The organism is Pantoea ananatis PA13, assembly GCF_000233595.1.
Classification (GTDB): domain Bacteria; phylum Pseudomonadota; class Gammaproteobacteria; order Enterobacterales; family Enterobacteriaceae; genus Pantoea; species Pantoea ananatis.
This window is the reverse complement of the sequence record NC_017554.1, coordinates 1,892,613-1,918,937: the sequence shown is the minus strand read 5'-3', so window position 1 is coordinate 1,918,937 and position 26,325 is coordinate 1,892,613. Positions and strand designations below refer to the sequence as shown.

The following is a 26,325-nucleotide window of genomic DNA, read 5'->3' as shown; positions in this document are numbered from 1 at the left end:
GAGTGGTAAGCATGTACGCTAAGTCCGGTACCCAGGCCTATGCCCAGGTCGGCGTGGAGAGCGCGGTGTTAAGCGCCAGCCCGCACCAGCTGGTTGTGATGCTGTTTGATGGCGCGCTGAGCGCCATGAAAAAAGCAGCTATCTTAATTGAGCAAGGCGATATCCCGGGTAAAGGAAACGCCTTATCTAAAGCCATTAATATCATCACTAATGGCTTACGTGCAGGCCTGAATCATGAAGTAGGCGGTGAGATTTCTGCCAACCTTGATAACCTGTATGAATATATGACCCGCCGTTTGTTACAGGCCAACCTCAATAATGACGTTGAAGCCATTGCGGAAGTCGAAGGCTTGCTGAATAACATCGCCGATGCCTGGAAACAGATTGGTCCTAACTATCAGCCACAGCAGGATACGTTTTAATGAGTCACCCACTCGCGCTGCTAAAAGAGTATCAGGAATTACTCACGCTCAGTAATGCTATGCTGGAAAATGCCAGACAAGGGCAATGGGAGGCATTACTGAGTTGTGAATCCACCTATGTTAGCAGCGTCGAGCGTGTGGCTCGTGATAACGATGCCGGTGTGCTTTCGGCGTTACAACGGGCACAGATTCGCCCCGTACTTGAGCAAATTCTCAATAACGAAACTACGCTGAAAACCTTATTAGGTGAGCGCATGCAAGAGCTGCGCTCTCTGGTCACGACGTCAACGCAGCAACAGAACATCATGACCTCTTACGGTAATATGGCAGGCAATATTCTTTATCCTAAAGAGCAGTAAAGCCCGGCTTTAGCGGGTGGAAACTATATTTTTAATTCACCCGCGTAATTTCTCCACTCTTATCCCATACTTCCAGTTCCCTCTCCTCTGACTGGAAACGCGTCATGCACAACCCAACCCTATTGCAGTTTTTCCACTGGTATTATCCCGATGGCAGCAAACTGTGGCCGGAAGTTACGGAAAAAGCCTCACTGCTCAATGATATAGGCATCAACATGGTATGGCTCCCCCCCTGTTATAAGGGTGAATCCGGTGGCTATTCGGTGGGTTATGACAGCTATGATTTGTTCGATTTAGGCGAGTTCGAACAAAAAGGCAGTAAAGCCACAAAATACGGTGATAAACAGCAATTACTGGATGCGGTAAATGCGTTACGCAGTCACGATATCGGCGTACTGCTGGATGTTGTGGTGAACCATAAAATGGGCGCTGACGAAAAAGAGCAGATTCGGGTCAATCGGGTTAATCCCGATAATCGCGATGAAATATACCCTGATGTTATAGAGTGTGAAGCCTGGACACGATTTAACTTCCCTGCCCGGGCAGGACAGTATTCTAAATTCATCTGGGACTATAAATGTTTCAGCGGTGTCGATCATATTGAAAACCCCGATGAAAATGGCGTTTTTAAGATCATCAACGATTACACCGCAGAGGGCTGGAACGACCAGGTAGACAGCGAGCTCGGTAATTTCGATTACCTGATGGGTGCCAATATTGACTTCCGTAATAATGCTGTGAGCGAAGAGCTTAAATACTGGGCGCGCTGGGTGATGGAACAGGTGCCCTGCACCGGATTCCGACTGGATGCCGTAAAACATATCCCGGCGTGGTTTTATAAAGCGTGGATCGACCACGTTCAGGAAGTCGCCAACGAACCTTTATTTATCGTGGCGGAATACTGGTCTTTTGAAACCGACAAACTGCAGGAATATATCCACCAGGTTGACGGCAAAACGATGCTCTTTGATGCACCCCTGCATATGAACTTTCATCAGGCCTCCAAAGCGGGCAGCGCCTACGACTTGAGCAAAATCTTTGATAACTCACTGGTTCTGGCCGATCCCTGGCATGCCGTAACCATCGTCGCAAACCACGATACGCAACCGTTACAGTCGCTGGAAGCCCCTGTTGAAGCCTGGTTTAAACCGCTCGCTTACGCGCTTATTCTGTTACGTGAGCAAGGTGTACCGACAGTGTTCTATCCCGATCTTTTCGGTGCCAGCTATCAGGATGAGGGCGGTGATGGCGACGTTCACCAAGTCGATATGCCCGTTATTCCTGAACTCGAAGGTCTGATCCGAGCCCGCCAGCTATTTGGCTGGGGCGCACAAACCGATTATTTCGATCATCCAAACTGTGTAGCCTTTAGCCGAAGCGGCACGGCGGAAAAGCCTGGTTGCGTGGTGATCATGTCAAACGGTGAGGCGGGAGAAAAACATATTGCGATGGGTGAAGGCTATGCCGGAAAAGTGTGGCGTGACTATCTTGGGCATAAGTCAGAGACCATTACCACCGATGATAATGGCAGCGCGCTGTTTAGCTGTAATGGTGGCAGCGTGAGCGTCTGGGTTGTTGAAGCATAAACAGAGGTTGCCAACGCCACCAGATTGACTGATTCACCCGTGTGACTATGCTGAGTGCGGTCTCTGGACCGCATTCAGCAAATTATTTTGCTAATGCCGGCCGCATAATTTCAGGCTCGATATTTTGAATAACGTCGGCATTAGGCTGTTTTGCCACTTCCTGCTCTGCTTTCTGGCATTCAACGGTCGGCTTTTCGACCTTGCGCAGGGTAAGACCATCGTATTCCAGCTCACCGTTATCGACGTCCAGCGTCATCACCCGCACCTGACGCGTCACATTGACATAATCGCCATTGAGTTGGGTCAGCTTGCCTGGTTTTGCAATGACACGCTGCCACTGGCGGCAATCCAGAGTGCTGCCATCGGCATTGACGATCAGACTGGCAATCGCCTTATCGCTAATCAGATCGCTTTGTGGCCCTACTGTCTGCCAGTTACCCTGCAAATTTGCCGGAGCAGGCGTTTGCACCGCACTCTCATAACTATTGATTTGTGCGCAGCCACTCAGCGCCAGAGTGGCAATCAGCATCCAGTTTTTCATTTTTTAATCCCTAAAATCCGGTCAATGGCGGCTACGTTATAATTTTTACGGTAAGGTGCGCAAGCTATCTGAATGCTGCCCTCAGCGTAAAACTGCATTTTCTGACGCTTTCATCGCGCACGGGCAACATTTATCAATATCAGCACCGCGAACTGACCGTTTTTCATCCTGCCCCGCTTAGCCTGACAAGCCAGACGCAACAGGCTACACTGTCGCCCTGCACTACCTATCAGGAAACCTGCAATGAAAACTCCAGAAGCTTATTACGCCGAGGCTCGCGCCCTGTTTTTTACCGCCCACGCGGATTTCCAGGCAGCATTAGACGAACTCACCGAGAGCGATGCCCGCGCCGCCAATATGTCACTGCGTGAACTACGTGAATGGCATGCTGAACGCATCTACGCGGCTTTTTTACGCCAGAAGAACCTTGATGGTATGATTTTCTCGATCCAGCTGGCTGAGCCGGATAAAGCCGTCGCTGCCGAGGCCATAGAACGTTATCTCAGATCGCATGCGGAATCACTGGGAATGAGCTGGGAAGAATTCTGTATTAAAAATGAACTGTAGTGAGCAGGTCTTAGCGGGACAATGAAAATACCGCTGATGTCATCGCCCTGTTAACCATCAGGATGGGTTCGCTGAGCCTCTCCTTTTTTCGGCGTCGCTGGCGACAGACAACACACTTATCGCCAGCGTTTGCCATTACTCTTCCTGCGCCATTTTGCCTCTCACTTCAACATACTTAGCGACGGCCAGCAGCCGGTTAATGTGAGTAAGCAGTAAATCAATATCCGACTGCATGAATTCAGATGATGAACGTGAAGCCGTCACTATCGCATCCTGAACCGTTTCGGAGATGGTTAATGCGTTATCTTGTTTCGCCTGGACCAATAAAGCTGCCACCAACAATGACTGTGCTTCTATCTGCGCAGTCAGTTCCTTAGCGTCGACATCCATTTTTGCTAGTTTGAGCAGAATATCTATAACCAATTGTCGCATTGCACTTCTCCTGGTGAGTGAGCGCACTTAGTGTTGTGAACGCACTCAGAGTAAACCAGATGACGGTGCTTTTCTACGCGACGCGGAAAAAACGAATTAAGATAAACATCAGCTTGATACTGTTTTTATTTACAGTAAAATGGCGAGGCGATTTTGCCCTTAAGGGATTGTTAACATGTTTGTAGAGTTAATTTACGATAAACGTAATGTCGCGGGCCTGCCAGGAGCGCGTGAGATGATTTTAGCAGAATTAGAGAAACGGGTGCATCGCGTGTTCCCTGACATCGAGGTTAAGGTCAAGCCTATGGAGCGGAATGCGATAGAGACCGATCTCAGTAAGAACGAGAAGGCGACAATAGCGCGCCTCGTGGAAGAGATGTTTGATGAAGCAGAATTCTGGCTGGTGGCTGATTAATCCGTTAATCGCCACCGCCTCAGTCAGCGGGGGATCGCTTAACTCTCCTGCTCGCTGTGGTTAATTTCGATTTCGATATCCTGAATGGCCGTCTCCAGATCTTCCAGTAACGTACCCTGTTTGTTCAGCAGCGCGTCAATGCGGGCTGCGTTTCCTTCATCTTTATACTCGCCGGCGTCAAAGGCTAACCAATGTGCAGAAAGCGTCTCAGTGTTCGTCTGTGCATAGTGACGCATTTCTTTCAGCTGAGATGCCACGTCACGCAGATAATCTGTTTTGCTTTTGGTTTCGATTGAATCAGTCATGCTGTGTTTCCTTATGGTTGTTTATCCAATGAAAATGTCGCCTCGAGATTTAAAGGTAGAACAATATAGCGACTTTGCATTAGGAATAATCGGAACTCACTAGCGTGAGTGACATGAGCGGAAGACGGTAGGATGAGTAAGCACCATAAAAGCAAAGCGTCAATGCGTAAGCTTAGTCGTTATCATTAAGGGTGCCCATTTTTGAGCGAGCCCCACTGATTGAGGGGAATTGTGACGGTCTGGTTTAGCTGGACTAGACTTAACAGACTCAAAAAGGAGCGAAGCATGCATACACATCACAGTAACGAACAGCGTAAACATGAGGGCGATGTCAGCAAAGGTTTACCCGAAGCGGCACCTAATGCAGGCAATGCCTATGAGGAAGACGATCATCCCGCTAAGGATGCACCTAAGGATCACGGGGAAGTCCCGAGAAAAAATGATGACAGTCAGGATGATAAAAAAGACCCTTTTAAAGCGTCCTGAGTGGTTTTATCGCGAGCATGTTCCGCGCCGGGGCATGCTTTTACCTGCTCAATCAATGCCTCATCATTAAAAAGCACGTCATCGAATACCCTATATTTACATCCGTATCGTCCCTGCAGTAACAGACCTGTATCATTTTTAACTTCGCCTGACGTAATCCTTATCGCCAGGAAATGCATGAAGAGTGAGGCATGCAATTTAGATTACAAAGCCAAAAAAAAGCGCAACGATGTGTTTGCATCCCGTTAGCATGCCATCACGCCTTTTTAAGTAAATACGGCTCGCCGTCACTCAGGATTGTTTATGAAGGTAGTCCACCAGCATTTCAAGATTAACCCGGTGAGGGCCATCTGGATAAAACACGCCCTGCGCCGGTCGGTTAGCATCAAATAACGCCTGCAAATCCAGATCGTCATCCAGTAACTGAATAGAGCCCTTGACCAGCTTATATGAAATCACCCTGCATGTGCCTTCAGGGATCTTGCTTAAAGAGTCAGAGCCTTGAACGTCAGAATAAATCTCATATTTAATCTGCCCCCCGCTATTTGAGTTAGCGAGCAGAGTTTGAATCAAGTATTTCATTTTAACCAAAGGATGGGTGAACAAGGATATTACATTAACGCGGAGCACTTTTTTTAAAAAGTTAAATCTTTTAATCAGATATTATTTCTTATAAACCTGCTCATTCTCACTTTATGCTGACAGGCCGTGCCTGGCTTACTGCTCACGCCCTGCCAGAGGTGCCTTCACTGCGGGATGAGGCAACATGTTCACAGCCTTACCTCTATACCGCCACCCACATTAACACGGCGTTTTTATCGAAAGGAGTTTAAATAAACCAAGCCCATCTTTCATTCGTACCGCCGCGACCCTTCTTATTTATTATCGAAAAATATCTTTCTGTTCTCAGCGATGTCATCGGATTGAAACTGAAGAAAACCTTATATTGCTGTTCGAGATACCGCGGCAACACTCTTGAAAAATAGTTTGGAAGTTAAATGAAAATTAAACAAAACCCTGTGAAGGATAATTGTTTTCACTCAGGCGCGTTAATTCCAGTCAGGATAAAAATTCTTTTTTTTGCGATAGCACAGGTGATGTAAATAAAGGTTATCTCTTACGGAGGCAATAAATTTTAAGGCGTACGTTTGGCGGGTTGTCAGACGTGAGTTAACCAGCTTATTGGCCAGTATAAAGGTCGGTCAGTCTGTTTTTATCGATTTACACTTTTGAATTTGTTGTCCAGTCAGCCGCGGCAAACTCCTTCACTGAGGGGTTATCAGGTGTATGACGGCGTGGATAAGGAATAAGGATAAGAAAAAGCAGCGCTGGATGCCCTATCACAAACACGCACTCTGCCCTGGCTCTACCACAACCCAAAGTCCACCTTGCACGAACCTGATATTCCCCCGTCAGTGACGTGACTACACCTGCATATTCATGATGTCGGTATAAGCCGAAACCAGCTTGTTCCTGACCTGAATCCCCATCTGCATTGAGATGGATGATTTCTGCAGATCGACCATCACATCATTCAGCGCGATCCCGGGCTTACCCATTTCGAAATCCTGCGCCTGGGTGCGTGCAGAAGTCTGCGTTTCGCTGATTTTATCCAGCGCGGCCTTCATGGTCGCACCGAAGTCGATATGGCTGGTGACGTCGTTACTCTTGTTGTTGGCCTGGAGCGACGTCATCTGTAACTGCTGTAAAACACCCTCGATTGCCTGCACTGACATGGCTGTTACCTCACTGAAAAGAGATGAAGATTTTTGATGTGCGGAGAAGTTAACACATTGTCAATAAGACAAAGCCCCTAAATGGCGCTAAAAACCGTGGCTTATTCACCCATCGAATTTTGCGTTTCATCAAATAATGCCAGGCATTGAAGTGGAAATTTTATTTATGCAGGTCAGGGAGTCTGTTTTGCCATCACAACTAACCCGGTCAATTACGTCAGGCAGGAATCGGTCATGAATGCGAGTGCAGCCGCCACACAAGATCAAGACAAGAAAGGCTTCGGTGACCTTCTCGCTCGCCTGCGTGCTAATCCACGCATACCTTTAATCGTCGCCGCCGCCGCTGCTATTGCAGTGGTGTTTGCATTGGTCCTCTGGGCCAAGACACCTAACTACAGCGTGCTGTTCAGCAATCTCTCAAACGAGGATGGCGGCGCCATTGTCACGCAGTTGACGCAGATGAATGTACCTTATCGTTTTGCCGATAACGGTGGCGCATTGATGGTCCCTGAAGACAAAGTGCATGAACTGCGTCTGCGTCTGGCTGAACAGGGCCTGCCTAAGGGTGGCAACGTCGGCTTTGAGCTGCTGGATAAAGAGAAGTTCGGTATCAGCCAGTTCAGTGAGCAGGTTAACTACCAGCGCGCCCTCGAAGGCGAGCTGGCACGTACCATCGAATCACTGGGACCGGTTAAAACCGCACGCGTGCATCTGGCCATGCCTAAACCTACTCTGTTTGTGCGTGAGCAAAAGGCCCCTTCTGCGTCCGTAACCTTAACGCTGCAACCGGGTCGCGCACTGGACGAAGGTCAGATTCAGGCGATTACCCACATGGTTTCCAGCAGCGTGGCGGGTTTACCTCCGGGCAACGTCACCGTCGTGGATCAGAGCGGTCATCTGTTAACGCGTTCTGATGCGGTGGGTCGTGACCTGAATGACGCACAACTTAAATATGCTGCCGAAGTGGAAGCCCGTTATCAGCAACGCATTGAAGCTATCCTGAATCCGATTCTGGGCCAGGGCAACGTGCATGCACAGGTTACCGCGCAGATTAACTTTGATACCAGCGAGCAGACAGACGAGAAGTATCAGCCAAATGGCGACCCCAAAAATGCGTCAATCCGCTCACAGCAGACAAGCACCAGCGAGCAGTCTGGCAGCCCTTATCCTGGCGGCGTGCCTGGCGCGCTGTCTAATCAGCCAGCGCCCGCGAATACTGCGCCGGTCAATGCGCCGAACACCAACGCGGCCAACGGGCAGAATGCGAATGGCCAGAACAATGCCGCGAATGGTCAGCGTACCAGTACTGCCTCGGCCAGCAGCGTGCCAACCAACTCTCGCCGCGATGACACGGTGAACTATGAGCTGGATCGCACCATTCGCCATACCAAAATGAATGTGGGAGATGTGCAGCGTCTGTCCGTCGCCGTGGTGGTGAACTATCGCGAAGATGATAAAGGCAAAGCGCTTGCACTTAACGAGCAGCAGCTGAAGCAGATTGAAGACCTGACGCGTGAAGCCATGGGCTATTCACAACAGCGTGGTGACAGCGTCAACGTGGTGAACTCGCAGTTCAATACCACCGAACCTACTGTCAGCGAACTGCCCTTCTGGCAACAGCAGGCCTTCTTTGACCAGCTGATAAGTGCAGGTAAGTGGCTGCTGGTGGCACTGGTTGCCTTCATCCTGTATCGCAAAACGGTTCGTCCACATGTACTGCGTAAGAAAGAAGCTGAGAAAGCGGCTGCAGAAGCGATGGCTGCCCGAGCTGCACAGCAAAACGATCAGGAAGCTTACAGCGTCCAGCTCAGCAAAGATGAGATGGAGCAGGAACGCAAAACTAACAACCGCATGAGCGCTGAAGTCATGAGCCAGCGTATCCGCGACATGTCTGAAAACGATCCGCGCGTCGTGGCGCTGGTTATTCGTGAATGGATGGGTAACGAACTATGAGTCTGACCGGTACTGAAAAAAGCGCCATTCTGATGATGACCATTGGCGAAGAACGCGCGGCGGAAGTGTTTAAGCATCTGAACCAACGTGAAGTGCAGCATCTGAGCTCGGCAATGGCCAGCATGCGTCAGGTATCCCATAAGCAGCTGACTGAAGTGCTGCGTGAGTTCGAAGCCGATGCCGAGCAGTTCGCGGCGCTGAGCCTGAACTCCAACGACTACCTGCGCTCCGTGTTGACCCGTGCGCTGGGTGAAGAACGTGCTTCAAGCCTGCTGGAAGATATCCTTGAAACCCGTGATACCACCAGCGGGATGGAAACGCTCAACTTCATGGAGCCGCAGGCGGCTGCCGACCTTATTCGCGACGAGCATCCCCAGATTATCGCGACCATTCTGGTACACCTCAAACGCGGTCAGGCTGCAGATATCCTGGCGCTGTTTGATGAACGCCTGCGTCATGACGTTATGCTGCGTATTGCGACCTTTGGTGGCGTACAGCCTGCCGCACTGGCAGAACTGACCGAAGTGCTGAACAGCCTGCTCGACGGCACCAACCTCAAGCGCGCGAAGATGGGCGGCGTAAGAACGGCGGCAGAAATCATCAACCTGATGAAAACGCAGCAGGAAGAAGCAGTCATCGAAGCGGTTCGCGACTTCGACGGCGAGCTGGCACAGAAAATCATCGACGAGATGTTCCTGTTCGAAAATCTGGTGGAAGTGGACGATCGCAGTATCCAGCGTCTGTTGCAGGAAGTGGAGTCCGAGCAGTTGCTGATCGCCCTGAAAGGTGCAGAGCAGCCTCTGCGCGAGAAGTTCCTCAAAAACATGTCGGCACGTGCAGCAGATATTCTGCGCGACGATCTTGCCAACCGTGGCCCGGTGCGTATGTCTGCGGTCGAGAACGAACAAAAAGCGATCCTGCTGGTGGTTCGTCGCCTGGCAGAGTCCGGCGAGATGGTAATCGGTGGTGGCGAGGAAACCTATGTCTGATGCATTTTCTGCCCGTCCATGGCAGCTGTGGCAGCCGGTTGAACTGGGGCGTCCAGAAGAGCCCGTTGCCATGTCAGCAGAGCCAGCCGAGGTTACCATCTTTGAATCTGAAGAAGATGAGCAACAGCAGCAGTTTGAACATATGCAGCAGCAGTTGCGTAAAGAGGCGCACGGGCAAGGCTATAGCGAAGGTCATCTGCAGGGGTTTGCTGAAGGCCAGAAGGCCGGTTACGACGCGGGCTTTCAGCAAGGTCTGGCCGATGCACAGCAGCAGCAGGCGCCTTTACAGGCACGCATGCAGCAGCTGGTTACCGAATTCCAGAACACGCTGGAATCCCTGGACAGCGTGATCGCCGCCCGTCTGATGCAGCTGGCGCTGGAAGCCGCACGCTCAGTCATTGGGCAGGCAACAACGGTGGATGGCAGCGCCCTGCTTCGGCAGATCCAGGGCCTGCTTCAGCAGGAGCCGATGTTTAGCGGTAAACCTCAACTGCGCGTTCATCCGGACGATCTGCTGAGAATCGAACAAACCTTAGGTCCGACGCTTGATCTTCACGGCTGGCGTTTACTGGCAGATAACACGTTGCACCCTGGCGGCTGCAAGCTCAGCGCCGAAGATGGCGATCTCGACGCCAGCGTCGCCACTCGCTGGCAGGAACTGTGTCGCCTGGCGGCGCCGGGAGAATTTTAATGACCACACGTTTGAACCGCTGGCTTGGCTCGCTTGATGCCTTTGAGAGTCGTATTTCTCAGGTACAACCGATTCGTCGTTATGGGCGTTTGACCCGTGCCACCGGCCTGGTACTGGAGGCGACCGGCCTGCAGCTGCCCCTGGGTTCAACCTGTGTGATTGAGCGCAACGACGGTAAGAGCATCAGCGAAATCGAAAGTGAAGTCGTCGGTTTCAACGGTCAGAAACTGCTGATGATGCCGCTGGAAGAAGTGGACGGCATTCTGCCGGGGGCGCGCGTTTATGCCCGGGCTACCGGTGAAAACCCGCAGGCCGGAAAGCAGCTTTTACTCGGACCACAACTGCTGGGCCGTGTCCTTGACGGCAGCGGAAGGCCGCTCGATGGCTTACCGTCACCGGAAACTGGCTACCGTGCGGCACTAAATACTCCGCCGTTTAACCCCTTACAGCGCACGCCCATCACTGATGTCCTGGATACGGGCGTTCGGGCTATCAACGCCCTGCTCACCGTTGGCCGTGGTCAACGTATGGGCCTGTTTGCCGGTTCAGGCGTGGGTAAAAGCGTGCTGCTCGGCATGATGGCGCGTTACACCCAGGCCGATGTGATCGTTGTCGGGTTAATCGGTGAGCGTGGTCGTGAAGTTAAAGACTTTATTGAAAACATTTTAGGCGCGGAAGGCCGTGCCCGTTCCGTGGTGATTGCGGCGCCGGCCGATGTCTCCCCGCTGTTGCGTCTTCAGGGCGCAGCCTATGCCACACGTATTGCAGAAGACTTCCGCGATCGCGGTAAGCACGTCCTGTTAATCATGGACTCCCTGACGCGTTACGCCATGGCCCAGCGTGAGATTGCCCTGGCAATCGGTGAGCCACCGGCCACTAAAGGTTATCCACCGTCTGTTTTCGCTAAGCTCCCGGCCCTGGTTGAGCGCGCCGGTAACGGTATCGATGGCGGCGGCTCCATTACGGCTTTTTATACCGTTCTGACCGAAGGCGACGACCAGCAGGATCCGATTGCAGACTCTGCCCGCGCAATCCTCGACGGACACATCGTGTTGTCACGTCGCCTCGCGGAGGCCGGACACTATCCGGCTATTGATATTGAAGCGTCAATCAGTCGTGCCATGACATCACTGATTGATGAAAATCACTATGCACGCGTACGCCAGTTCAAGCAGTTGCTTTCAAGTTTTCAGCGCAACCGTGACCTGGTCAGCGTCGGCGCCTATGCCGCAGGCAGCGATCCCATGCTGGACAAAGCTATTCAGCTTTACCCGCAGATGGAAGCCTTCCTGCAACAAGGCATTTTTGAACGCAGTGAGTACGACGACGCCTGCCTGCATTTGCACGCCTTGTTTGGCTAGTCAGCGCGTTTGATACGAGGACATCGTAATGAAAACAGCCAATGCTATTGACACGCTTCGCGATTTAGCGGAGCAGGACCTGGAGCGCGCCGCCGTGTTGTTGGGCGATATGCGCCGGGGTCAGCAGGCGGCTAACGAGCAGCTCTCCATGTTGCTCGATTACCAGGACGAGTACCGCAATAAGCTGAACAGTGACATGTCCAGCGGAATTGCCAGCAATCGCTGGACCAACTATCACCAGTTTATCCAGACGCTGGAGAAGGCGATTGAGCAACACCGCAGCCAGCTACAGCAATGGAACCAACGGCTGGAACAGGCGCTGGTCAACTGGCGTGAGAAACAGCAGCGCCTGAACGCCTATCAAACTCTGATCACCCGGGCAGAGGAAAATGCATTACGACAAGAAAACCGTCTCGACCAGAAACGGATGGATGAATTTGCCCAACGGGCCGCACTGAGGAAAGGCGAATGATTACGCTGCCAAACACCGCGTTGACGACGAAAGCCATCGGCACTGCTGACACATCAGGCACCACAGACCTGTTAAGCAGTGGTGAGACGCTGCCACAGGACTTTATCACCGCCCTGGGAAATCAGCTGCTTTCCCTGGCGAAGCTGCACGGTAAAACCCCTGCGGCTACAGATAAAAATGTCACAACAGAGACGGAGCATAAAACGGCCACCTCGTTGAATGCATTACTCTCTTCGCTGGAAACGCCGACTGCGCTTAGTGCGTTGTTTACACCGGAAAAGATTAAAGCCGGCACAAAATCAGCCGATGATAAAGATGAGCTGACAGCCACCGCCCTTAACAATAGCGACATGCAGAATATACAGGCGCTCTTTGCCATGCTACCCGCGACGGGACTGCAGCAGGCGGTGAAAGACAACGCAGCGAACCGTGGTGCGGATTTGCAAGGGGATGCGCCCCGTTCAGCGCTGTCAGCGCTGACGCAGGCGGTCACTACGGCACTAACAGGTGATGGCAAAGAGAGCCAAAACACGAAGGTGCAGGACGGCAACCTGGCCAATAAAGCCAGTCTGGTTAGCCAGAGCGTGACCGGCCCAACCGCCGCGACAAGTCATAACACCGCGGTGACGCCTGCGGCTCTGACCACCGACGGCAGTTTTCAGCAGATACTGAGCAGCGTCAGTAAGCAGGACGATCGTCCGTTAGCGGCAGCCAGCGATAACCAGGCCATTCTCAGCGCGCCGGTGAGCAGTACCAGTAGCTTGCTGCAGTCATCTGGCGCCTCAGCGACGATGAACTCACCGTCAACGCCGACGCTGAATGCCCACCTGGGCAGCAACGAATGGCAGCAGGCACTGGGGCAGCAAATTGTGATGTTCAGCCGTAATGGCCAGCAGAATGCAGAGCTGCGATTGCATCCTGAAGACCTGGGGGCGATTCAGATCAGCCTGAAACTGAATAACGATCAGGCACAGTTAAATATGGTTTCCAGCCATAGCCATGTCAGGGCCGCGCTGGAAGCTGCGCTTCCCCAGTTGCGTCATGCCCTGGCGGAAAGCGGGATTAACCTGGGTGAGAGTCAGGTAAGCAGTGAGAGTTTCTCGCAGGGACAGAGCTTCCAGCAGCAACAGGAGGCGCGTCGCGACGGACAGCACGGCAGCTTCTCCCTCACCCAGGACAGTGATAGCGACATTACACCCATTGCCGTACCGCAGTCTCTTCAGGCCCGGTTAACCGGCAAAGGCGCAGTCGACACATTTGCCTGACAGCGACAAACGCTGAAGGTAAGCGTAAAACCCGTGTCTTTTCTTGCCATTGTTTGACTTAAGACACGCGATAATCTGTTCAGGCAAGCCGAGAGGCTTGCCCATAATTCACAGGAAGTTACTGCAAAAATGTCTGATAACGCGAAAGCCAAAGGCCGCAAACGAAAACTTTTAATACCAGTGTTACTGATTGTCGCGCTGGCCGCTTGCAGCGTGGCAGGCTATGCAGTCTGGCGAATGATGAATAAACATGAGGGTGATAAGCCGGAGGTCGCGAAAGTTGAACCGCCTCCCGCCCCGGTCTTTTTTGCACTTGATACATTTACGGTTAACCTGGTCAATCCCGACAACGACCCAGACCGCGTACTGTACGTAGGCTTTACGCTACGTCTGCCGGATGAAGAAACGCGTCGTCGGATGAGTGACTACCTGCCTGAGGTTCGCAGTCGTCTGTTACTGCTGCTGTCTCGTCAGAACGCAGCTGCACTGGCGACGGAGCAAGGAAAGCAAGCGCTTGTTGATCAAATCAAACAGGCGCTGGCACCACCACTGGTAAAAGGTCAACCTCCGCAGGTCGTAGACGACGTACTGTTTACTGCCTTCATTTTGAGGTGAATCAATGGGCGACAGCATTCTCTCCCAGGCTGAAATTGACGCGCTACTTAACGGCGACAGCGGCAGCGCGGAAGAAGAAAAGAAACAAAACGGACCTGAGGGCGATATTCGCCCTTATGATCCGAATACCCAGCGTCGCGTGGTGCGCGAGCGTCTGCAGGCGCTGGAAATTATTAACGAGCGTTTTGCCCGTAGTTTCCGTATGGCGCTGTTTAACCTGCTGCGTCGTAGCCCGGATATCAGCGTAGGCGCGATCAAGATTCAGCCTTACCATGAGTTTGCACGCAATCTGCCGGTGCCAACCAACCTGAACCTGATCCATCTGAAGCCCCTGCGCGGTACGGCATTAGTCGTGTTTTCGCCAAGCCTGGTGTTTATTGCGGTCGATAACCTTTTTGGCGGTGATGGCCGCTTTCCGACTAAAGTTGAAGGACGGGAGTTTACCCATACCGAGCAACGTGTCATTCGCCGCATGCTGAAGCTGGCGCTTGACGGATACAGCGATGCGTGGAAAGCCATTTATCCGTTGGATGTGGAGTATGTGCGTTCGGAAATGCAGGTGAAATTCACCAACATCACCACATCACCTAACGATATTGTTGTGAATACGCCTTTCCAGGTTGAAATCGGTAACCTTGTGGGTGAGTTCAACATCTGTATTCCGTTTTCGATGATTGAACCGCTGCGTGAAATGCTGGTGAATCCACCGCTGGAAAACTCGCGGTCAGAAGATACACACTGGCGCGACAATCTGGTGAAGCAGGTTCAGCACTCTGAGCTGGAACTGATTGCCCATTTCGCCGAAACGTCGCTGCGCCTGTCGCGCGTTTTACAGCTGAAACCCGGTGATGTCCTGCCGATTGAAAAGCCAGAGCGCATTATTGCCCATGTGGACGGTGTGCCCGTTTTAACCAGTCAGTATGGCACGCTTAACGGCCAGTATGCCCTGCGTGTTGAACATTTGATTAACCCGATTTTGAATTCGCTTAACGAGGAACAGCCCCATGACTGACAGCAAGAAACCGTCCGATGATACTATCTCTGCGGACGATCTGTGGGCTGAAGCAATGAATGAGCAGGTTGGCTCCGCTACGACTGCCTCACAGAGTGATGACGTTTTTAAAAGCTTTGAAACGAGTAATGCGTCAGGTTCGTTGCAGGATATCGACCTGATTATGGATATCCCGGTGAAGCTCACCGTCGAGCTTGGCCGCACCAAAATGACCATTAAAGAACTGCTGCGTCTGACGCAGGGCTCCGTGGTTTCCCTGGATGGGCTGGCGGGTGAACCGCTGGACATCCTGATCAACGGTTATTTGATCGCACAGGGTGAAGTCGTCGTGGTCAACGATAAATATGGCGTTCGCATCACCGATATCATTACGCCGTCAGAGCGTATGCGTCGTCTGAGCCGTTAAGATGAATAACCAGAATCATACGCTGCAACCTGCCACACCTCAGGCACCGCCCATTTCGGCAGGTTCAGTATTGACCCAGGTCAGTGGCGTATTGGTCGTCATTATTCTGTTGATTCTGGCATGTGCCTGGCTGGCACGCCGCATGGGTTTTGCCCCTAAGAAAGTGGGCAGCCGTGAGCTGACACTCACGGCCAGTGTGCAGGTCGGCCAGCGCGAACGCGTTGTGATTGTTGATACGCCGGATGCGCGTTTGGTGCTGGGCGTGACAGCTCAACAAATTACTCACCTGCATACGTTGCCGCCAGGTGCACCTGATGAAACCGCACCGGTAAAAGCTGCGCCGCAGGATTTTCGTCAGCTATTACAAAATCTGGTTAAACGTCCCGGAAAAAATCCATGATGCGTCGACTGCTCCCTCTTCTGCCGCTGCTGTTGCTGGCACCGGTTGCCCATGCCCAGTTGCCGGGCCTGGTTAGTCAGCCATTAGCTAACGGTGGCCAAAGCTGGTCACTGCCGGTACAAACGCTGGTCTTTATTACTTCGTTAACATTCCTGCCAGCCATTCTGTTAATGATGACCAGCTTTACCCGCATCATTATTGTTTTCGGCCTGCTACGTAATGCGCTGGGCACGCCTTCCGCGCCGCCTAACCAGGTATTACTTGGCCTGACCTTATTTTTAACGTTTTTTATTATGGCACCGACCTTCGATAAAATTTATCAGGATGCCTACCTGCCATTTAGCCAGGATAAAATCAGCATGGATGTGGCGATCGATAAAGGCGCACAGCCGCTGCGGGAGTTTATGCTGCGGCAAACCCGTGAGGCTGACTTAGCGTTATTTGCCCGCCTGGCAAATACAGCGCCGATTGCGGGTCCGGAAGCCGTACCTATGCGTATTCTGTTGCCGGCTTACGTGACCAGTGAATTAAAAACCGCATTCCAGATTGGCTTTACCGTATTTATTCCTTTTTTAATTATCGACCTGGTGGTTGCCAGCGTGTTAATGGCACTCGGGATGATGATGGTTCCCCCGGCAACAATTGCGCTGCCGTTCAAATTAATGTTGTTTGTTCTGGTGGACGGCTGGCAATTGCTGGTTGGCTCGCTGGCGCAAAGTTTCTATTCCTGACCTCTCTATTGCACAGGAGAAATTCATGACACCTGAATCGGTAATGGTAATGGGACAGGAAGCCATGCGCGTTGCCCTGCTGCTGGCTGCCCCTATGCTTCTGGCCGCGCTGGTCAGCGGTTTACTGGTGAGTTTGCTGCAAGCAGCGACCCAGATTAACGAACAAACGCTGTCTTTCATTCCAAAAATTATTGCAGTGGCCACCACGGGTATCATTGCCGGCCCCTGGATGCTGAACGTGCTGTTGGATTACATCCGCACCGTCTTTTCTAATCTGCCTTATATCATCGGCTGATGATCACTCTCGACAGTAGCCAACTCGTACACTGGGTCAGTCAGTTTTTCTGGCCACTGGTGCGTATTCTGGCACTGCTTGCTACCGCGCCGGTACTGAGTGAAAAAGCGGTGAGTAAACGCGTGAAGATTGGTCTTGCCGCCATGATCACCTGGATACTGATCCCAAATTTACCCCCGGTGAACGTGACGCTGTTTTCACCTGCCGGCTTTATGCTGCTGATTCAGCAGATGCTGATTGGGATTGCCATTGGTTTTACCATGCAGTTCGCCTTTGCCGCGGTTCGTACCGCCGGTGAACTGATTGGATTGCAGATGGGTCTGTCTTTCGCCACCTTTTTCGATCCCGCCAGTCGACTGAATATGCCCGTTCTTGCGCGCTTTCTCGACATGCTGGCGATGCTTTTATTTTTGACTTTCAACGGTCACCTGTGGCTTATTTCCCTGCTGTCGGACAGTTTTCATACGTTGCCTATCGGCGGCGAGCCTCTTCAGGCAAATGCCTTTATGGCTTTGGTGAAATCCGGCAGCATGATTTTCCTTAATGGCATGATGTTAGCGCTGCCGTTGATCGTTTTGCTACTCACGATAAATATGGTCCTGGGTTTGTTAAACCGTCTTTCACCACAGTTATCAATCTTCGCGATCGGCTTCCCGATTACCTTATCAGTAGGCATTCTGACCATCAGCCTGCTGATGCCTCTCCTTGCCCCCTTCTGCGAGCACCTGTTCGGCGAAATATTCGATCTTCTGGCCCAGTTCCTGACAGAACTGTCCCCTGTCTGAACATTAAGTATCTAACTATTATCCTGATTTGATACTTAAGAAACGCATAACTATCCGCACATTTTTCAAACCACATTTCCCAGAAATCAACTAAGGATATTCTGATAAACGTGCGGAAAGTCTTAAAATTATTCTTATTAAACCGCGCTTCGCGTATTTTAGTCAGGCGGTTAACCGAGTCATCAACAAGATTGTTTTGGTGACAAAATCGGCAATGCGTTGAAATTACTAAAGAAAAATTTTTATGTGATTTTTCTTGTCAGAAAATGTTTTTTCCGGCATTGTCAACTCGCTAACCGACTTCACACTTTCGTGAAATAAATGTTTTTAAGATTTGTCCTATCAGAAAACTCTGGGTTTTCAGCGATAGTGACAGCGCTCCCAAAAAACTGCATTTCGCTCAGTCCGACTTTGTATCGACTTATCATGTTGATATCAGGTCAGGTGTGAGGTCAGAGCAACACAAATTTTTTGCAGACCGGGTCAGGGAAGAGGACTTTTATGGGCTATTGCCCATTGCCACGCTGCATCAGCAGAATAAAAAAAGCGCTTTGGAAATCTTCTCGTACCGCAACGCGTAATTCATCGTTGATTTAAACGGATAACAAATTGGTGAGGGTCGCTAACATGCCAACGATTATTATGGATTCCTGCAACTACACACGCCTGGGATTATCAGATTATATGTCTTCTAAGGGAGTTAAGAAGAAAAATATTACTTCTGTATCTGACATTGAGCAATTACAGCAAAGATGTGAGCAGTTAAAACCTGGCGTCGTCTTTATTAACGAAGACTGTTTCATTCATGAAACCGACTCCAGCGAGCGCATTCGCAGCGTTATTAACCAGCATCCCGAAACATTGTTTTTTATTTTTATGGCCATTAGTAATATTCATTTTGAAGAATATTTGTATGTTCGGAAAAATTTGATTATTACATCCAAAGCAATTAAGCCTTCGACGCTGGATTCATTGTTAAGTACTTATTTGCAGAAAAAACTCAATATGTCGCCGCGTATTTCTTCGGGTCTTGATGTCCACCCTCTTACGCTAAGCCAGACAGAGTCAAATATGCTGAAAATGTGGATGTCAGGCCATGATACCATCCAGATATCAGATAAAATGCAAATCAAAGCGAAAACCGTTTCTTCGCATAAAGGCAATATAAAGCGAAAAATTAAAACGCATAACAAGCAAGTGATCTATCATGTGGTGCGTTTAACCGATAACGTGACGTCCGGTATCTATGTCAACGTAAGGTAACCTCCTCCCCTCTAAGAACTGGCCCAAAAGGCCGGTTTTTTTATGGATTAGCGATCCAGATCTCACTTTCGGGTGTAAACCTTTCTCTTCTTTTGCCGATGTTTTGTTCAACAGAATAACCTCCTAAGAGAGCAAGGAAATGAACACAACGCTGGTTAATGAAGGGCATTCCAAACTTAGTCTTTGGCAAAACATCCGCCTCGTTCCTCTGTTTAGTTTAATATTCGGCGGGATATTGTTTCTGTTCGCACTCTGTATTGCTATCTCAAGCTACTTTCTTATTCTCAGTAATCAGTCTCTTAAAGATGCTACCGATGAGATCCAGGTTAGAAACGGGCTTATCGACAGCTCATCGCATATGCGCTCTGCCCGTTTGAATATCATTCAGGCAGGCGCCGCCGCGCGTATCGGTGAGATGGATGAATTCAACGCCAATCTTGCGGCTACGGCCGATCGTATCAAGCAGGCTGAAGCCGGCCTTAAAATCTATCTGAATCGTAAAAGCAAAACACCAGAAGGCATCAAGCTGGATGAGCAGTTACAGGCGCGTTTCAAAGAGTATGTGACGAAGGGTTTGATGCCGATGATCGAATCGGGTAAACAGGGCAGCTTCGAAAGCATTATTGCTCAGGAAACCGATACGACACGCAAACTGGACAACGCCTATAAAGCCGTTCTGATGGAGGCGATTAAGCTTCGTGATGTTCGCTCCGCTCAGATCAACGATCAGGCGGCAGAGCAGTCACGGATTGGATTTATCGCAATGGGCTCCGCGTTTGTTGCCGCTCTTGTGCTGGTGCTGCTCACCTTTGTGTTTTTACGTCGTGTCGTCATTAACCCACTGCGCAATTCAGTGGCGCACATAGAACGTATTGCTCAAGGGGATTTAACGGCACCCACTGTCCCGCACGGCCGTAACGAAATAGGTCTGTTGCTCGACAACCTGCAACGTATGCAGCAGTCGCTAATCAAAACGGTAGGTACCGTCCGCGAAGGGGCTATCGCCATTTACCAGGGATCAAGTGAGATTTCTGCGGGTAACACCGACCTGTCATCGCGTACCGAGCAACAGGCAGCCGCGCTTGAGCAGACTGCGGCCAGCATGGAACAGCTCACCGCGACGGTGAAACAGAACGCAGATAACGCCCATCACGCCAGCCAACTGGCAGCAGATGCGTCCGGCAAGGCGCGCAGCGGCGGCGATATGGTAAGCGGCGTGGTGAAAACCATGAACGATATTTCCGGTAGTTCGAAGAAAATTGCTGAGATCACTAACGTGATCAACAGTATTGCCTTCCAGACGAACATTCTGGCGCTGAATGCCGCCGTCGAGGCTGCCCGCGCGGGCGAACAGGGCCGCGGTTTTGCCGTGGTCGCCAGCGAAGTCCGTAACCTGGCTCAGCGCAGTGCGCAGGCGGCAAAAGAAATTGAATCGCTGATTGCTGAATCAGTGAAGTTAGTCAGCAGCGGTTCACATCAGGTAGGTGAGGCCGGGACGACCATGAGCGAAATTGTTGAGGCCGTGCGTCGCGTGACCGATATCATGTCGGAAATTGCCGCCGCGTCCGACGAACAAAGCCGCGGTATCCAGCAGGTCAGCCAGGCCGTTACAGAGATGGATAACGTGACGCAGCAAAACGCCTCACTGGTTGAGGAAGCCTCGGCTGCGGCTGCCTCTCTGGAAGATCAGGCTGGTAAGTTGACCAAGGCGGTGGCGGCTTTCCGTTTGCAGGATACGCCAGCAGCAAAACCTGTTCATCAGTCCGATAGCGCACCTAAGGCGCCTGCGCCTGTCTTGCGCCCCGCTGCCGCCACAAGCGGCAATGAGAACTGGGAAACGTTTTAGCCAAAGCAGACCGGTGAGTCAGCGACGTCGCTGAAGCGCATTGCCTGACGGCGCTGTCAATAACACTCGCCCTCTGAGCCGAACAGGCCAGAGGGCGATTTTGTGATGGTCTGGCAGTTAAATATGAAGGTCAGTCGGCAGGATAAGGCTCGACAAACACACCGTCCTGATGACCGCTCTCGTTAAAGAACCAGATGCCCTGCGGGTAATCTTCCAGGGCCACCAGAAACATGGTGCCTTCACTAAATGGTTCAACAGCCAGGATGGTGCCTGTACGACGGGGCCCACCATCCGTTTTCACACTGACGCGATCGTCTACCTTCATTTACCACTCTCCCGATACATTCCTGTTAACAGTTTAATCGAAGAGCCTGGGTAATGCAGGCGTTAGCGACGCGCGATGACCCACACGGCGTGAATGATGCCTGGAATGTATCCACACAGGGTCAGCAGGATGTTAAGCCAGAATGCTCCCCCAAAACCTACCTGCATAAAAACACCAAGCGGGGGGAGTAAGATTGCGATTAGAATTCGAAGTAAGTCCATAACCATTCCTTTAGGTATTGATAAAAAACCGTTTTGTTATCAAATATAGTCCCTTTTTAGCAGATTACTGAGAAAGTCAGGTAAATCTGAGTAATACGCATTTTCAGTTTCCTGACACTTCACTGCGAGACGTTTAACAGGTACAACAGGTAAACTTTTTTTCGTTGCTTTCCTCCCCAGGAAATACAACACACCCAAAGTAACAAGGATCATTTGCCCGCGCAGCGCGGGCTTTTTTTTCTGTCCCGCCCTCTCATTTTCCGCTAAATTGTATGTTTATTACCCAATCCAGCCGATGGAGGTTTGCGATGTCGCTTCCCCACCCAGCCGAAAAGCATGAGCGGGATAAAGAAATGGACGCCCTGCTGCAGGCTATTGAACCCGGTAGCACCGGTGAACTGCAGGACTACTTTTCCCCACACTCGCAGTCAGTGACGGGGGCGGATGCCCCTCGGCCAGGGCTGTGCCGTGAACCTGCGGAGCAGTTTGAAATGGATATTCATGATTGTCGTTATACAGAGATAAACCGCTAGGCAGCGCAGCAGCACTGAATTTGGCGCAAAAAAATACCCGGCGCGAGCCAGGTAAGCAGTCAATTCGTTACACCAGGGAATTCATATTGCTCGTTCAGAGTACGCTTCCCGTTCGCCAAAACAAGCCTTTCCCGTGCGCGTTTCACTCATTTCGCCCTAACTCAAACTGGCCACTTTCACCCTGAGCCTTGTTATTTCAGCGATATTCGCTGCACGAAATGACGGCATCGCCGATTTTATCCTTCGGGTTTTAGGAATCCTCCTGGTTATAGGGGTTGCGGTGCGCAATGCTAAGCCTGCTGTAGACTCAACTACACTAAAACTAATGTCGAACTGGAGTGAAGGAGATCAGGATGCCGAATCTGAATGAATCGCTAATGATAGTGACCGACCTCGATGGATCGCTGCTTGACCACCACGACTATAACTGGGATGCCGCAGCAGACTGGCTTGATACACTCAACGCGCACGCCATTCCCTTAATTATTTGCTCCAGCAAAACCGCCGCTGAGATTCTGCCACTGCAGCGTAAGCTCGGTATTGCCGGCACCGCCTTTATTGCTGAAAACGGCGCCGTGCTGTACCTCAACGAGAGTAAAAGCGTGCGCATTCCGGACGACAAGATGAACTATGCCGCAATCTGCCGGGTGCTGGCAGCGTTACAACAGCAGTTTCGCTTTACCGGCTTCCATGACTTCAGCGATGTCGATGTTTCCGCCATGACCGGCCTGAGTGAAGCGGATGCCGCCCTCGCCCGTCAGCGTGATGCTTCAGAGGTGATTGTCTGGCGGGATACCGATGAGGCCTTTGACCGCTTTCGCAAGGCACTTGCCGACTATCATCTTTCCCTGACGCAGGGCGGCCGCTTCTGGCATGTCATGCCTGCCAGAAGCGGCAAAGGAGAAGCCTTGCGCTGGCTGCTGTCTCACACCGACCGGGAAGGCGTTACCACCCTTGGCCTGGGCGATGGCCCGAACGATGCCCCGATGCTGGATGCGGTTGACTATGCCGTGGTGATCAAAGGCTTCAGTAAAACACCGGTTACCTTACAGCGCGCGGAGGATGCCAACGTATTCCGCACGACACATCACGGCCCTGAAGGCTGGCGTGAAGGGCTGGACCATTTTTTGACTCAGCCATGAAAGGCTGTTGTTCCTCTCGCAAAACCATAAGGATGATGCAATGAGTGATTTCTTTCAGAATGGCGTAATTACTAACTTTCATAATCTTACGCACCGCAGCGTTGAGTCGCTGGAAAAAGAAATGGTGCGTTTTGCCCGTAAGCGCAAAATGGGATTGATCCTGCCTTCCCTCTTTTCCGAGCTGGAAGGTCCGGCGTTGACAAAAATTGTTGATGAACTGGCTAAGGTCCCCTATCTGGATGAAATCGTTATCGGGTTAGATCGGGCTGACCGTGACCAGTTTCTGCATGCCCGCGAGTTTTTTTCCCGACTGCCGCAACGGCACCGCATCCTGTGGAATGACGGCCCCAGACTCAAAGCCATTGACGCGGAACTGGATAAAGAGGGGTTGTCGCCCACCCATCCGGGCAAAGGACGCAACGTGTGGTTTTGTACCGGTTATACGCTGGCCTCGGATCGCACCAGCTGTGTTGCACTGCACGACTGCGATATTGTTACCTACGAACGCGGCATGCTGGCACGCTTGCTTTATCCGCTGGCTAACCCCGCTTTTCAGTATGAATTCTGCAAAGGGTTTTACGCACGCGTCGCTGACGGTAAACTCAATGGCCGCGTGGGCCGCCTGCTGGTAGGCCCGCTGCTGCGCTCGTTACAAAAAGTCTATGGCCACTCCGAATACCTCGATTACCTGTCCAGCTTCCGTTATCCGCTCTCGGGCGAGTTTGCGATGCGCACGCACGTGCTCAACGGCATTAAAATCCCCGGCGACTGGGGACTGGAAATTGGCGTGCTCTCTGAAATTTACCGTAACTACACCACGCGCCAGTCGTGTCAGGTGGAGATTGCAGATCACTATGATCACAAGCATCAGCCGCTGGCAGAAGATGATGGCACCGGTGGCCTTAAGCGCATGAGCAACGATATTGTCCAGTCGCTGCTGCGTAAGCTGGCAACCATGGGCGTGCCGCTGACCAGTGACTCATTCCGGGTACTGAAAGCGACCTATTACCGTAATGCGCTGGATATGATGGAAATCTATAACCATGAGGCGGCAATGAACGGCCTGAAATTCGACCAGCATGTTGAAGAAGCGGCCGTCGAAATGTTCACCCAGTCGATTCTGGATGCCGGTCAGTCCTTTATCGAGCGCCCGAACGACAAGCCGTTTATTCCCAGCTGGAGTCGGGTTCAGTCGGCCTTTCCGGATATCCTGCAGCGTATTTATAAAGCGGTAGAAGAGGACAACGACGGCAACGTATAACGCTGCAGGCATCGCGCCAGTGAGGATGGAGAGTGTAATAAATCCAGTCAGGCCGCCGTCGTTAACGGCCTGACTGACAGAAATCAGGAAGTAAACTGGAGCTGCGATTCGCTGGAATGGCTGAGCTCATCGGTGCGAAAAGCCTCATTCCTGACCGCATAACCATCGTACCATCGACATTCAACCATGCCGCTGGCATGTCCGGTCACCACCATCGTTTGCCCGCCTTCCTTATGCTGTACTTCATCACTGATTGCAAAAACCATGTTGCGCCCTCTTTGAGAAATGACTGTCATTGAAACCATTTCTTTATAGCATGGTAAAAGAGTTGCTGCTGTTAAGACGCGCATAAAAATGGCGAATTCAGAATAACGTAGAGAGATATGTCGAAAACAAATCAGGCGGATAAGAATTATCCGCCTGAGGCGCTGAGTGGATTAGATTTTGCAGCCTTCACAATCGGCATCATCAATCAGGTCTTCTGGCACTTCGCCCGCCTTTTTTTCTGCCTTCGCTTCGGCCTGCTCTAACTGAGCATCAATATCAAATTCAAACATGTCATCGCTCATCGTTTTCTCCCCTGAACGCGTTAAAGAATGCGCTTTTATACCGATTACTCACGCAGTTTGGCAATAAGGTTAACCACTAACAGCACGATCGACCCAATGATAAAACCAATCACCAGGTTTGCGCCGTTGCTCAGCAGGCCAGCAACCAGGCCGCTGAAGGGTGCGATCGCATTTTCAATCAGATGATGCAACGGCGTCAGGCCGTGGACGATAATGCCGCCCCCGACCAGGAACATGGCCAGCGTACCGACAACGGTCAACACTTTCATCAATACGGGGGCTGCGGCCAGTAATACTGCGCCCAGCGCCTGGGCCACGCGTGACGATTTATCACGTAGCCAGAACCCTAAATCATCGATTTTAACGATGCCGGCGACAATGCCGTATACGCCAATCGTGACCAGAATCGCAATACCTGACAGGATCAGCACCTGATTCAGCAAGGGCGCTTCGGAGACGATACCGAGGGTAATGGCCACGATTTCAGCCGACAGAATAAAATCGGTGCGCACTGCGCCTTTGATCTTTTTCTTTTCGAAATCGCGCGGGTCCTGTTTTGACAGCTTATCCAGGCGTTGCTGACGCGCCTCTGGCGAGTTCTGCTGTTTATCATGCTGCAGACTGTGCAGGACCTTTTCCACCCCTTCATAACAGAGGTACGCACCGCCAATCATTAACAGTGGCGTAATCAGCCAGGGGGCAAACGTAGAGATAATCAATGCCAGCGGCACGAGTATCAGTTTGTTGAGGAACGAGCCTTTGGCTACGCCCCATACGACCGGCAGTTCGCGATTGGCTTTCACGCCACTCACCTGCTGCGCATTCAGTGACAAATCGTCACCCAGCACGCCTGCCGTCTTCTTCGCGGCGACTTTTCCCATTACCGAGATATCGTCCAGCAGCGTGGCGATATCATCGAGCAACGTTAATAAACTGGTTCCTGCCAAAGTATTTCCCTTATTCGGTCATCAGCAACGGGTTATGTCTGCATCAGCCGCAACGCGTCATCCTCGACGAAGCGCGTGACAGTGCAGCCCGTCGTGCCTATTCCGGTTCGTTATGTTGACAACATGGGCATCGTTCAATTTCTGTCACGGTCATATCAGCGATGCCCTCACAATCCCATTCGACGCGCACCGCTTGTCCTGCGAGTCCATCCATGTGCAGATATTTACTGACCGGGCTTTCCGTCATGCCGGTTATCTCTTCCGTGGCCACCAGCGTTTCCCCAGCATAGATTCTGGCGGTCGCTTTGGTATTCACCATGCGCTCATCACGAATCTGATACAGGCGTTTAACCGTCAGTTTTATGCTGCTCATTGCGGGCTCCCGGTCACGGAA

35 protein-coding genes are annotated in these 26,325 nt (G+C 51.5%); 24 read left to right on the top strand and 11 right to left on the bottom strand.

Annotated elements, in window-relative coordinates:
- The first annotated feature begins 11 nt into the window (after positions 1-11).
- From fliS to amyA, 3 genes are all read left to right on the top strand, one after another.
- Positions 12-422: a flagellar export chaperone FliS gene (gene fliS / locus PAGR_RS09005; protein ID WP_014605569.1), complete on the top strand. Its 411-nt coding sequence runs from the start codon at positions 12-14 to the stop codon at positions 420-422.
- Complete coding sequence (fliT, locus tag PAGR_RS09000) at positions 422-781, top strand: flagellar protein FliT (RefSeq protein ID WP_013026163.1); 360 nt, start codon at positions 422-424, stop codon at positions 779-781. Before fliS ends, fliT begins: the two co-directional genes overlap by 1 nt.
- A 104-nt stretch (positions 782-885) precedes the next feature.
- Positions 886-2,367, top strand: coding sequence for an alpha-amylase (gene amyA / locus PAGR_RS08995; protein WP_014593942.1), 1,482 nt, complete (start codon positions 886-888; stop codon positions 2,365-2,367).
- An 82-nt stretch (positions 2,368-2,449) separates the two neighbouring features.
- Here the strand turns inward: amyA and yedD are convergent, their stop codons facing one another.
- Positions 2,450-2,908 (bottom strand): lipoprotein YedD, encoded by a 459-nt coding sequence (yedD, locus tag PAGR_RS08990; RefSeq protein WP_013026165.1) that lies wholly within the window; start codon positions 2,906-2,908, stop codon positions 2,450-2,452.
- Between the two features lie 243 nt (positions 2,909-3,151).
- On the opposite strand from yedD, the gene PAGR_RS08985 reads away from it, so the two are divergent.
- Complete coding sequence (locus tag PAGR_RS08985) at positions 3,152-3,475, top strand: DUF6388 family protein (RefSeq protein ID WP_014605568.1); 324 nt, start codon at positions 3,152-3,154, stop codon at positions 3,473-3,475.
- A 135-nt stretch (positions 3,476-3,610) separates the two neighbouring features.
- Here PAGR_RS08985 and iraP read toward each other — a convergent pair whose 3' ends face one another.
- The gene (gene iraP / locus PAGR_RS08980) at positions 3,611-3,907 is read right to left on the bottom strand and encodes an anti-adapter protein IraP (protein ID WP_014605567.1); all 297 of its coding nucleotides are present in this window, start codon (positions 3,905-3,907) and stop codon (positions 3,611-3,613) included.
- Positions 3,908-4,082: 175 nt separating this feature from the next.
- Here iraP and PAGR_RS08975 point away from each other — a divergent pair, with 175 nt between their 5' ends.
- Positions 4,083-4,322: a DinI-like family protein gene (locus PAGR_RS08975; protein WP_013026169.1), complete on the top strand. Its 240-nt coding sequence runs from the start codon at positions 4,083-4,085 to the stop codon at positions 4,320-4,322.
- A 38-nt stretch (positions 4,323-4,360) separates the two neighbouring features.
- On the opposite strand, the gene PAGR_RS08970 is transcribed toward PAGR_RS08975, so the two are convergent.
- The gene (locus tag PAGR_RS08970; RefSeq protein ID WP_013026170.1) at positions 4,361-4,627 is read right to left on the bottom strand and encodes a hypothetical protein; all 267 of its coding nucleotides are present in this window, start codon (positions 4,625-4,627) and stop codon (positions 4,361-4,363) included.
- A gap of 285 nt (positions 4,628-4,912) precedes the next feature.
- Here PAGR_RS08970 and PAGR_RS08965 point away from each other — a divergent pair, with 285 nt between their 5' ends.
- Positions 4,913-5,113: a hypothetical protein gene (locus tag PAGR_RS08965; protein WP_013026171.1), complete on the top strand. Its 201-nt coding sequence runs from the start codon at positions 4,913-4,915 to the stop codon at positions 5,111-5,113.
- A gap of 291 nt (positions 5,114-5,404) precedes the next feature.
- Here PAGR_RS08965 and PAGR_RS23970 read toward each other — a convergent pair whose 3' ends face one another.
- Together PAGR_RS23970 and fliE are read right to left on the bottom strand one after the other, a co-directional pair.
- Positions 5,405-5,572, bottom strand: coding sequence for a hypothetical protein (locus tag PAGR_RS23970; RefSeq protein WP_019106601.1), 168 nt, complete (start codon positions 5,570-5,572; stop codon positions 5,405-5,407).
- Between the two features lie 965 nt (positions 5,573-6,537).
- The gene (gene fliE, locus PAGR_RS08960) at positions 6,538-6,849 is read right to left on the bottom strand and encodes a flagellar hook-basal body complex protein FliE (protein WP_013026173.1); all 312 of its coding nucleotides are present in this window, start codon (positions 6,847-6,849) and stop codon (positions 6,538-6,540) included.
- Between the two features lie 234 nt (positions 6,850-7,083).
- Between fliE and fliF the strand changes: the two genes are divergently transcribed.
- The 15 genes from fliF (at position 7,084) to PAGR_RS08885 (ending at position 20,933) form a co-directional block, all read left to right on the top strand.
- Positions 7,084-8,802: a flagellar basal-body MS-ring/collar protein FliF gene (fliF, locus tag PAGR_RS08955; protein WP_014605565.1), complete on the top strand. Its 1,719-nt coding sequence runs from the start codon at positions 7,084-7,086 to the stop codon at positions 8,800-8,802.
- A complete protein-coding gene (gene fliG, locus PAGR_RS08950) occupies positions 8,799-9,791 on the top strand; it encodes a flagellar motor switch protein FliG (RefSeq protein ID WP_013026175.1) in 993 nt (330 codons plus the stop codon). Before fliF ends, fliG begins: the two co-directional genes overlap by 4 nt.
- Entirely contained in the window at positions 9,784-10,482 is a 699-nt protein-coding gene (gene fliH, locus PAGR_RS08945; protein ID WP_014593946.1) for a flagellar assembly protein FliH, read from the top strand. Before fliG ends, fliH begins: the two co-directional genes overlap by 8 nt.
- Complete coding sequence (gene fliI, locus PAGR_RS08940; protein ID WP_014593947.1) at positions 10,482-11,843, top strand: flagellar protein export ATPase FliI; 1,362 nt, start codon at positions 10,482-10,484, stop codon at positions 11,841-11,843. Before fliH ends, fliI begins: the two co-directional genes overlap by 1 nt.
- Positions 11,844-11,871: 28 nt before the next feature.
- Positions 11,872-12,315: a flagellar export protein FliJ gene (fliJ, locus tag PAGR_RS08935; protein ID WP_013026178.1), complete on the top strand. Its 444-nt coding sequence runs from the start codon at positions 11,872-11,874 to the stop codon at positions 12,313-12,315.
- Complete coding sequence (locus PAGR_RS08930; protein WP_014605564.1) at positions 12,312-13,580, top strand: flagellar hook-length control protein FliK; 1,269 nt, start codon at positions 12,312-12,314, stop codon at positions 13,578-13,580. The genes fliJ and PAGR_RS08930 overlap by 4 nt, the downstream gene beginning before the upstream one ends.
- A 129-nt stretch (positions 13,581-13,709) precedes the next feature.
- Positions 13,710-14,195: a flagellar basal body-associated protein FliL gene (fliL, locus tag PAGR_RS08925; RefSeq protein WP_013026180.1), complete on the top strand. Its 486-nt coding sequence runs from the start codon at positions 13,710-13,712 to the stop codon at positions 14,193-14,195.
- A gap of 4 nt (positions 14,196-14,199) precedes the next feature.
- The gene (fliM, locus tag PAGR_RS08920) at positions 14,200-15,207 is read left to right on the top strand and encodes a flagellar motor switch protein FliM (RefSeq protein ID WP_013026181.1); all 1,008 of its coding nucleotides are present in this window, start codon (positions 14,200-14,202) and stop codon (positions 15,205-15,207) included.
- On the top strand, positions 15,200-15,613 hold the full coding sequence (fliN, locus tag PAGR_RS08915; protein WP_013026182.1) for a flagellar motor switch protein FliN: 414 nt from the start codon (positions 15,200-15,202) through the stop codon (positions 15,611-15,613). Before fliM ends, fliN begins: the two co-directional genes overlap by 8 nt.
- 1 nt (position 15,614) lies before the next feature.
- A complete protein-coding gene (fliO, locus tag PAGR_RS08910; protein ID WP_014593949.1) occupies positions 15,615-16,013 on the top strand; it encodes a flagellar biosynthetic protein FliO in 399 nt (132 codons plus the stop codon).
- Positions 16,013-16,744, top strand: a complete 732-nt coding sequence (gene fliP, locus PAGR_RS08905; protein ID WP_033765984.1) for a flagellar type III secretion system pore protein FliP — start codon at positions 16,013-16,015, stop codon at positions 16,742-16,744. The genes fliO and fliP overlap by 1 nt, the downstream gene beginning before the upstream one ends.
- Before the next feature lie 25 nt (positions 16,745-16,769).
- Positions 16,770-17,039, top strand: a complete 270-nt coding sequence (gene fliQ / locus PAGR_RS08900) for a flagellar biosynthesis protein FliQ (RefSeq protein WP_014605563.1) — start codon at positions 16,770-16,772, stop codon at positions 17,037-17,039.
- Positions 17,039-17,824: a flagellar biosynthetic protein FliR gene (gene fliR / locus PAGR_RS08895; protein WP_014593951.1), complete on the top strand. Its 786-nt coding sequence runs from the start codon at positions 17,039-17,041 to the stop codon at positions 17,822-17,824. Before fliQ ends, fliR begins: the two co-directional genes overlap by 1 nt.
- A gap of 627 nt (positions 17,825-18,451) precedes the next feature.
- Positions 18,452-19,087, top strand: a complete 636-nt coding sequence (rcsA, locus tag PAGR_RS08890) for a transcriptional regulator RcsA (protein ID WP_014593952.1) — start codon at positions 18,452-18,454, stop codon at positions 19,085-19,087.
- Positions 19,088-19,226: 139 nt separating this feature from the next.
- Positions 19,227-20,933 carry a methyl-accepting chemotaxis protein gene (locus PAGR_RS08885; RefSeq protein ID WP_013026188.1) on the top strand — a complete coding sequence of 569 codons (1,707 nt, stop codon included), beginning with the start codon at positions 19,227-19,229 and terminating at the stop codon, positions 20,931-20,933.
- 130 nt (positions 20,934-21,063) lie between these two features.
- On the opposite strand, the gene dsrB is transcribed toward PAGR_RS08885, so the two are convergent.
- Both dsrB and PAGR_RS23075 read right to left on the bottom strand, forming a co-directional pair.
- Positions 21,064-21,258 (bottom strand): protein DsrB, encoded by a 195-nt coding sequence (gene dsrB / locus PAGR_RS08880; protein ID WP_014593953.1) that lies wholly within the window; start codon positions 21,256-21,258, stop codon positions 21,064-21,066.
- A gap of 62 nt (positions 21,259-21,320) precedes the next feature.
- Positions 21,321-21,479 carry a YqaE/Pmp3 family membrane protein gene (locus PAGR_RS23075; RefSeq protein ID WP_014605562.1) on the bottom strand — a complete coding sequence of 53 codons (159 nt, stop codon included), beginning with the start codon at positions 21,477-21,479 and terminating at the stop codon, positions 21,321-21,323.
- Positions 21,480-21,787: 308 nt separating this feature from the next.
- On the opposite strand from PAGR_RS23075, the gene PAGR_RS08870 reads away from it, so the two are divergent.
- The 3 genes from PAGR_RS08870 (at position 21,788) to PAGR_RS08860 (ending at position 24,415) form a co-directional block, all read left to right on the top strand.
- Positions 21,788-22,012, top strand: a complete 225-nt coding sequence (locus tag PAGR_RS08870; RefSeq protein WP_014605561.1) for a DUF2525 domain-containing protein — start codon at positions 21,788-21,790, stop codon at positions 22,010-22,012.
- Positions 22,013-22,365: 353 nt separating this feature from the next.
- The gene (locus PAGR_RS08865) at positions 22,366-23,154 is read left to right on the top strand and encodes a mannosyl-3-phosphoglycerate phosphatase-related protein (protein ID WP_014593954.1); all 789 of its coding nucleotides are present in this window, start codon (positions 22,366-22,368) and stop codon (positions 23,152-23,154) included.
- 40 nt (positions 23,155-23,194) lie between these two features.
- On the top strand, positions 23,195-24,415 hold the full coding sequence (locus PAGR_RS08860; RefSeq protein WP_014593955.1) for a glycosyltransferase family protein: 1,221 nt from the start codon (positions 23,195-23,197) through the stop codon (positions 24,413-24,415).
- A gap of 83 nt (positions 24,416-24,498) precedes the next feature.
- On the opposite strand, the gene PAGR_RS08855 is transcribed toward PAGR_RS08860, so the two are convergent.
- From PAGR_RS08855 to PAGR_RS08845, 4 genes are all read right to left on the bottom strand, one after another.
- Positions 24,499-24,681, bottom strand: coding sequence for a YodC family protein (locus PAGR_RS08855; protein ID WP_014605560.1), 183 nt, complete (start codon positions 24,679-24,681; stop codon positions 24,499-24,501).
- A gap of 171 nt (positions 24,682-24,852) precedes the next feature.
- Positions 24,853-24,984 (bottom strand): hypothetical protein, encoded by a 132-nt coding sequence (locus PAGR_RS24240; RefSeq protein WP_014605559.1) that lies wholly within the window; start codon positions 24,982-24,984, stop codon positions 24,853-24,855.
- A 44-nt stretch (positions 24,985-25,028) separates the two neighbouring features.
- The gene (locus PAGR_RS08850) at positions 25,029-25,931 is read right to left on the bottom strand and encodes a DUF808 domain-containing protein (RefSeq protein ID WP_013026196.1); all 903 of its coding nucleotides are present in this window, start codon (positions 25,929-25,931) and stop codon (positions 25,029-25,031) included.
- 97 nt (positions 25,932-26,028) lie between these two features.
- Complete coding sequence (locus tag PAGR_RS08845) at positions 26,029-26,304, bottom strand: hypothetical protein (protein ID WP_013026197.1); 276 nt, start codon at positions 26,302-26,304, stop codon at positions 26,029-26,031.
- Between the last annotated feature and the right edge of the window lie 21 nt (positions 26,305-26,325).

Bases quoted from the DNA above. Each gene is read 5' to 3' on its own strand.
- fliS (WP_014605569.1), top strand. From the start codon at position 12: ATGTACGCTAAGTCCGGTACCCAGGCCTATGCCCAGGTCGGCGTGGAG.
- fliT (WP_013026163.1), top strand. From the start codon at position 422: ATGAGTCACCCACTCGCGCTGCTAAAAGAGTATCAGGAATTACTCACG.
- amyA (WP_014593942.1), top strand. From the start codon at position 886: ATGCACAACCCAACCCTATTGCAGTTTTTCCACTGGTATTATCCCGAT.
- yedD (WP_013026165.1), bottom strand. From the start codon at position 2,908: ATGAAAAACTGGATGCTGATTGCCACTCTGGCGCTGAGTGGCTGCGCA.
- PAGR_RS08985 (WP_014605568.1), top strand. From the start codon at position 3,152: ATGAAAACTCCAGAAGCTTATTACGCCGAGGCTCGCGCCCTGTTTTTT.
- iraP (WP_014605567.1), bottom strand. From the start codon at position 3,907: ATGCGACAATTGGTTATAGATATTCTGCTCAAACTAGCAAAAATGGAT.
- PAGR_RS08975 (WP_013026169.1), top strand. From the start codon at position 4,083: ATGTTTGTAGAGTTAATTTACGATAAACGTAATGTCGCGGGCCTGCCA.
- PAGR_RS08970 (WP_013026170.1), bottom strand. From the start codon at position 4,627: ATGACTGATTCAATCGAAACCAAAAGCAAAACAGATTATCTGCGTGAC.
- PAGR_RS08965 (WP_013026171.1), top strand. From the start codon at position 4,913: ATGCATACACATCACAGTAACGAACAGCGTAAACATGAGGGCGATGTC.
- fliE (WP_013026173.1), bottom strand. From the start codon at position 6,849: ATGTCAGTGCAGGCAATCGAGGGTGTTTTACAGCAGTTACAGATGACG.
- fliF (WP_014605565.1), top strand. From the start codon at position 7,084: ATGAATGCGAGTGCAGCCGCCACACAAGATCAAGACAAGAAAGGCTTC.
- fliG (WP_013026175.1), top strand. From the start codon at position 8,799: ATGAGTCTGACCGGTACTGAAAAAAGCGCCATTCTGATGATGACCATT.
- fliH (WP_014593946.1), top strand. From the start codon at position 9,784: ATGTCTGATGCATTTTCTGCCCGTCCATGGCAGCTGTGGCAGCCGGTT.
- fliI (WP_014593947.1), top strand. From the start codon at position 10,482: ATGACCACACGTTTGAACCGCTGGCTTGGCTCGCTTGATGCCTTTGAG.
- fliJ (WP_013026178.1), top strand. From the start codon at position 11,872: ATGAAAACAGCCAATGCTATTGACACGCTTCGCGATTTAGCGGAGCAG.
- PAGR_RS08930 (WP_014605564.1), top strand. From the start codon at position 12,312: ATGATTACGCTGCCAAACACCGCGTTGACGACGAAAGCCATCGGCACT.
- fliL (WP_013026180.1), top strand. From the start codon at position 13,710: ATGTCTGATAACGCGAAAGCCAAAGGCCGCAAACGAAAACTTTTAATA.
- fliM (WP_013026181.1), top strand. From the start codon at position 14,200: ATGGGCGACAGCATTCTCTCCCAGGCTGAAATTGACGCGCTACTTAAC.
- fliN (WP_013026182.1), top strand. From the start codon at position 15,200: ATGACTGACAGCAAGAAACCGTCCGATGATACTATCTCTGCGGACGAT.
- fliO (WP_014593949.1), top strand. From the start codon at position 15,615: ATGAATAACCAGAATCATACGCTGCAACCTGCCACACCTCAGGCACCG.
- fliP (WP_033765984.1), top strand. From the start codon at position 16,013: ATGCGTCGACTGCTCCCTCTTCTGCCGCTGCTGTTGCTGGCACCGGTT.
- fliQ (WP_014605563.1), top strand. From the start codon at position 16,770: ATGACACCTGAATCGGTAATGGTAATGGGACAGGAAGCCATGCGCGTT.
- fliR (WP_014593951.1), top strand. From the start codon at position 17,039: ATGATCACTCTCGACAGTAGCCAACTCGTACACTGGGTCAGTCAGTTT.
- rcsA (WP_014593952.1), top strand. From the start codon at position 18,452: ATGCCAACGATTATTATGGATTCCTGCAACTACACACGCCTGGGATTA.
- PAGR_RS08885 (WP_013026188.1), top strand. From the start codon at position 19,227: ATGAACACAACGCTGGTTAATGAAGGGCATTCCAAACTTAGTCTTTGG.
- dsrB (WP_014593953.1), bottom strand. From the start codon at position 21,258: ATGAAGGTAGACGATCGCGTCAGTGTGAAAACGGATGGTGGGCCCCGT.
- PAGR_RS23075 (WP_014605562.1), bottom strand. From the start codon at position 21,479: ATGGACTTACTTCGAATTCTAATCGCAATCTTACTCCCCCCGCTTGGT.
- PAGR_RS08870 (WP_014605561.1), top strand. From the start codon at position 21,788: ATGTCGCTTCCCCACCCAGCCGAAAAGCATGAGCGGGATAAAGAAATG.
- PAGR_RS08865 (WP_014593954.1), top strand. From the start codon at position 22,366: ATGCCGAATCTGAATGAATCGCTAATGATAGTGACCGACCTCGATGGA.
- PAGR_RS08860 (WP_014593955.1), top strand. From the start codon at position 23,195: ATGAGTGATTTCTTTCAGAATGGCGTAATTACTAACTTTCATAATCTT.
- PAGR_RS08855 (WP_014605560.1), bottom strand. From the start codon at position 24,681: ATGGTTTTTGCAATCAGTGATGAAGTACAGCATAAGGAAGGCGGGCAA.
- PAGR_RS24240 (WP_014605559.1), bottom strand. From the start codon at position 24,984: ATGAGCGATGACATGTTTGAATTTGATATTGATGCTCAGTTAGAGCAG.
- PAGR_RS08845 (WP_013026197.1), bottom strand. From the start codon at position 26,304: ATGAGCAGCATAAAACTGACGGTTAAACGCCTGTATCAGATTCGTGAT.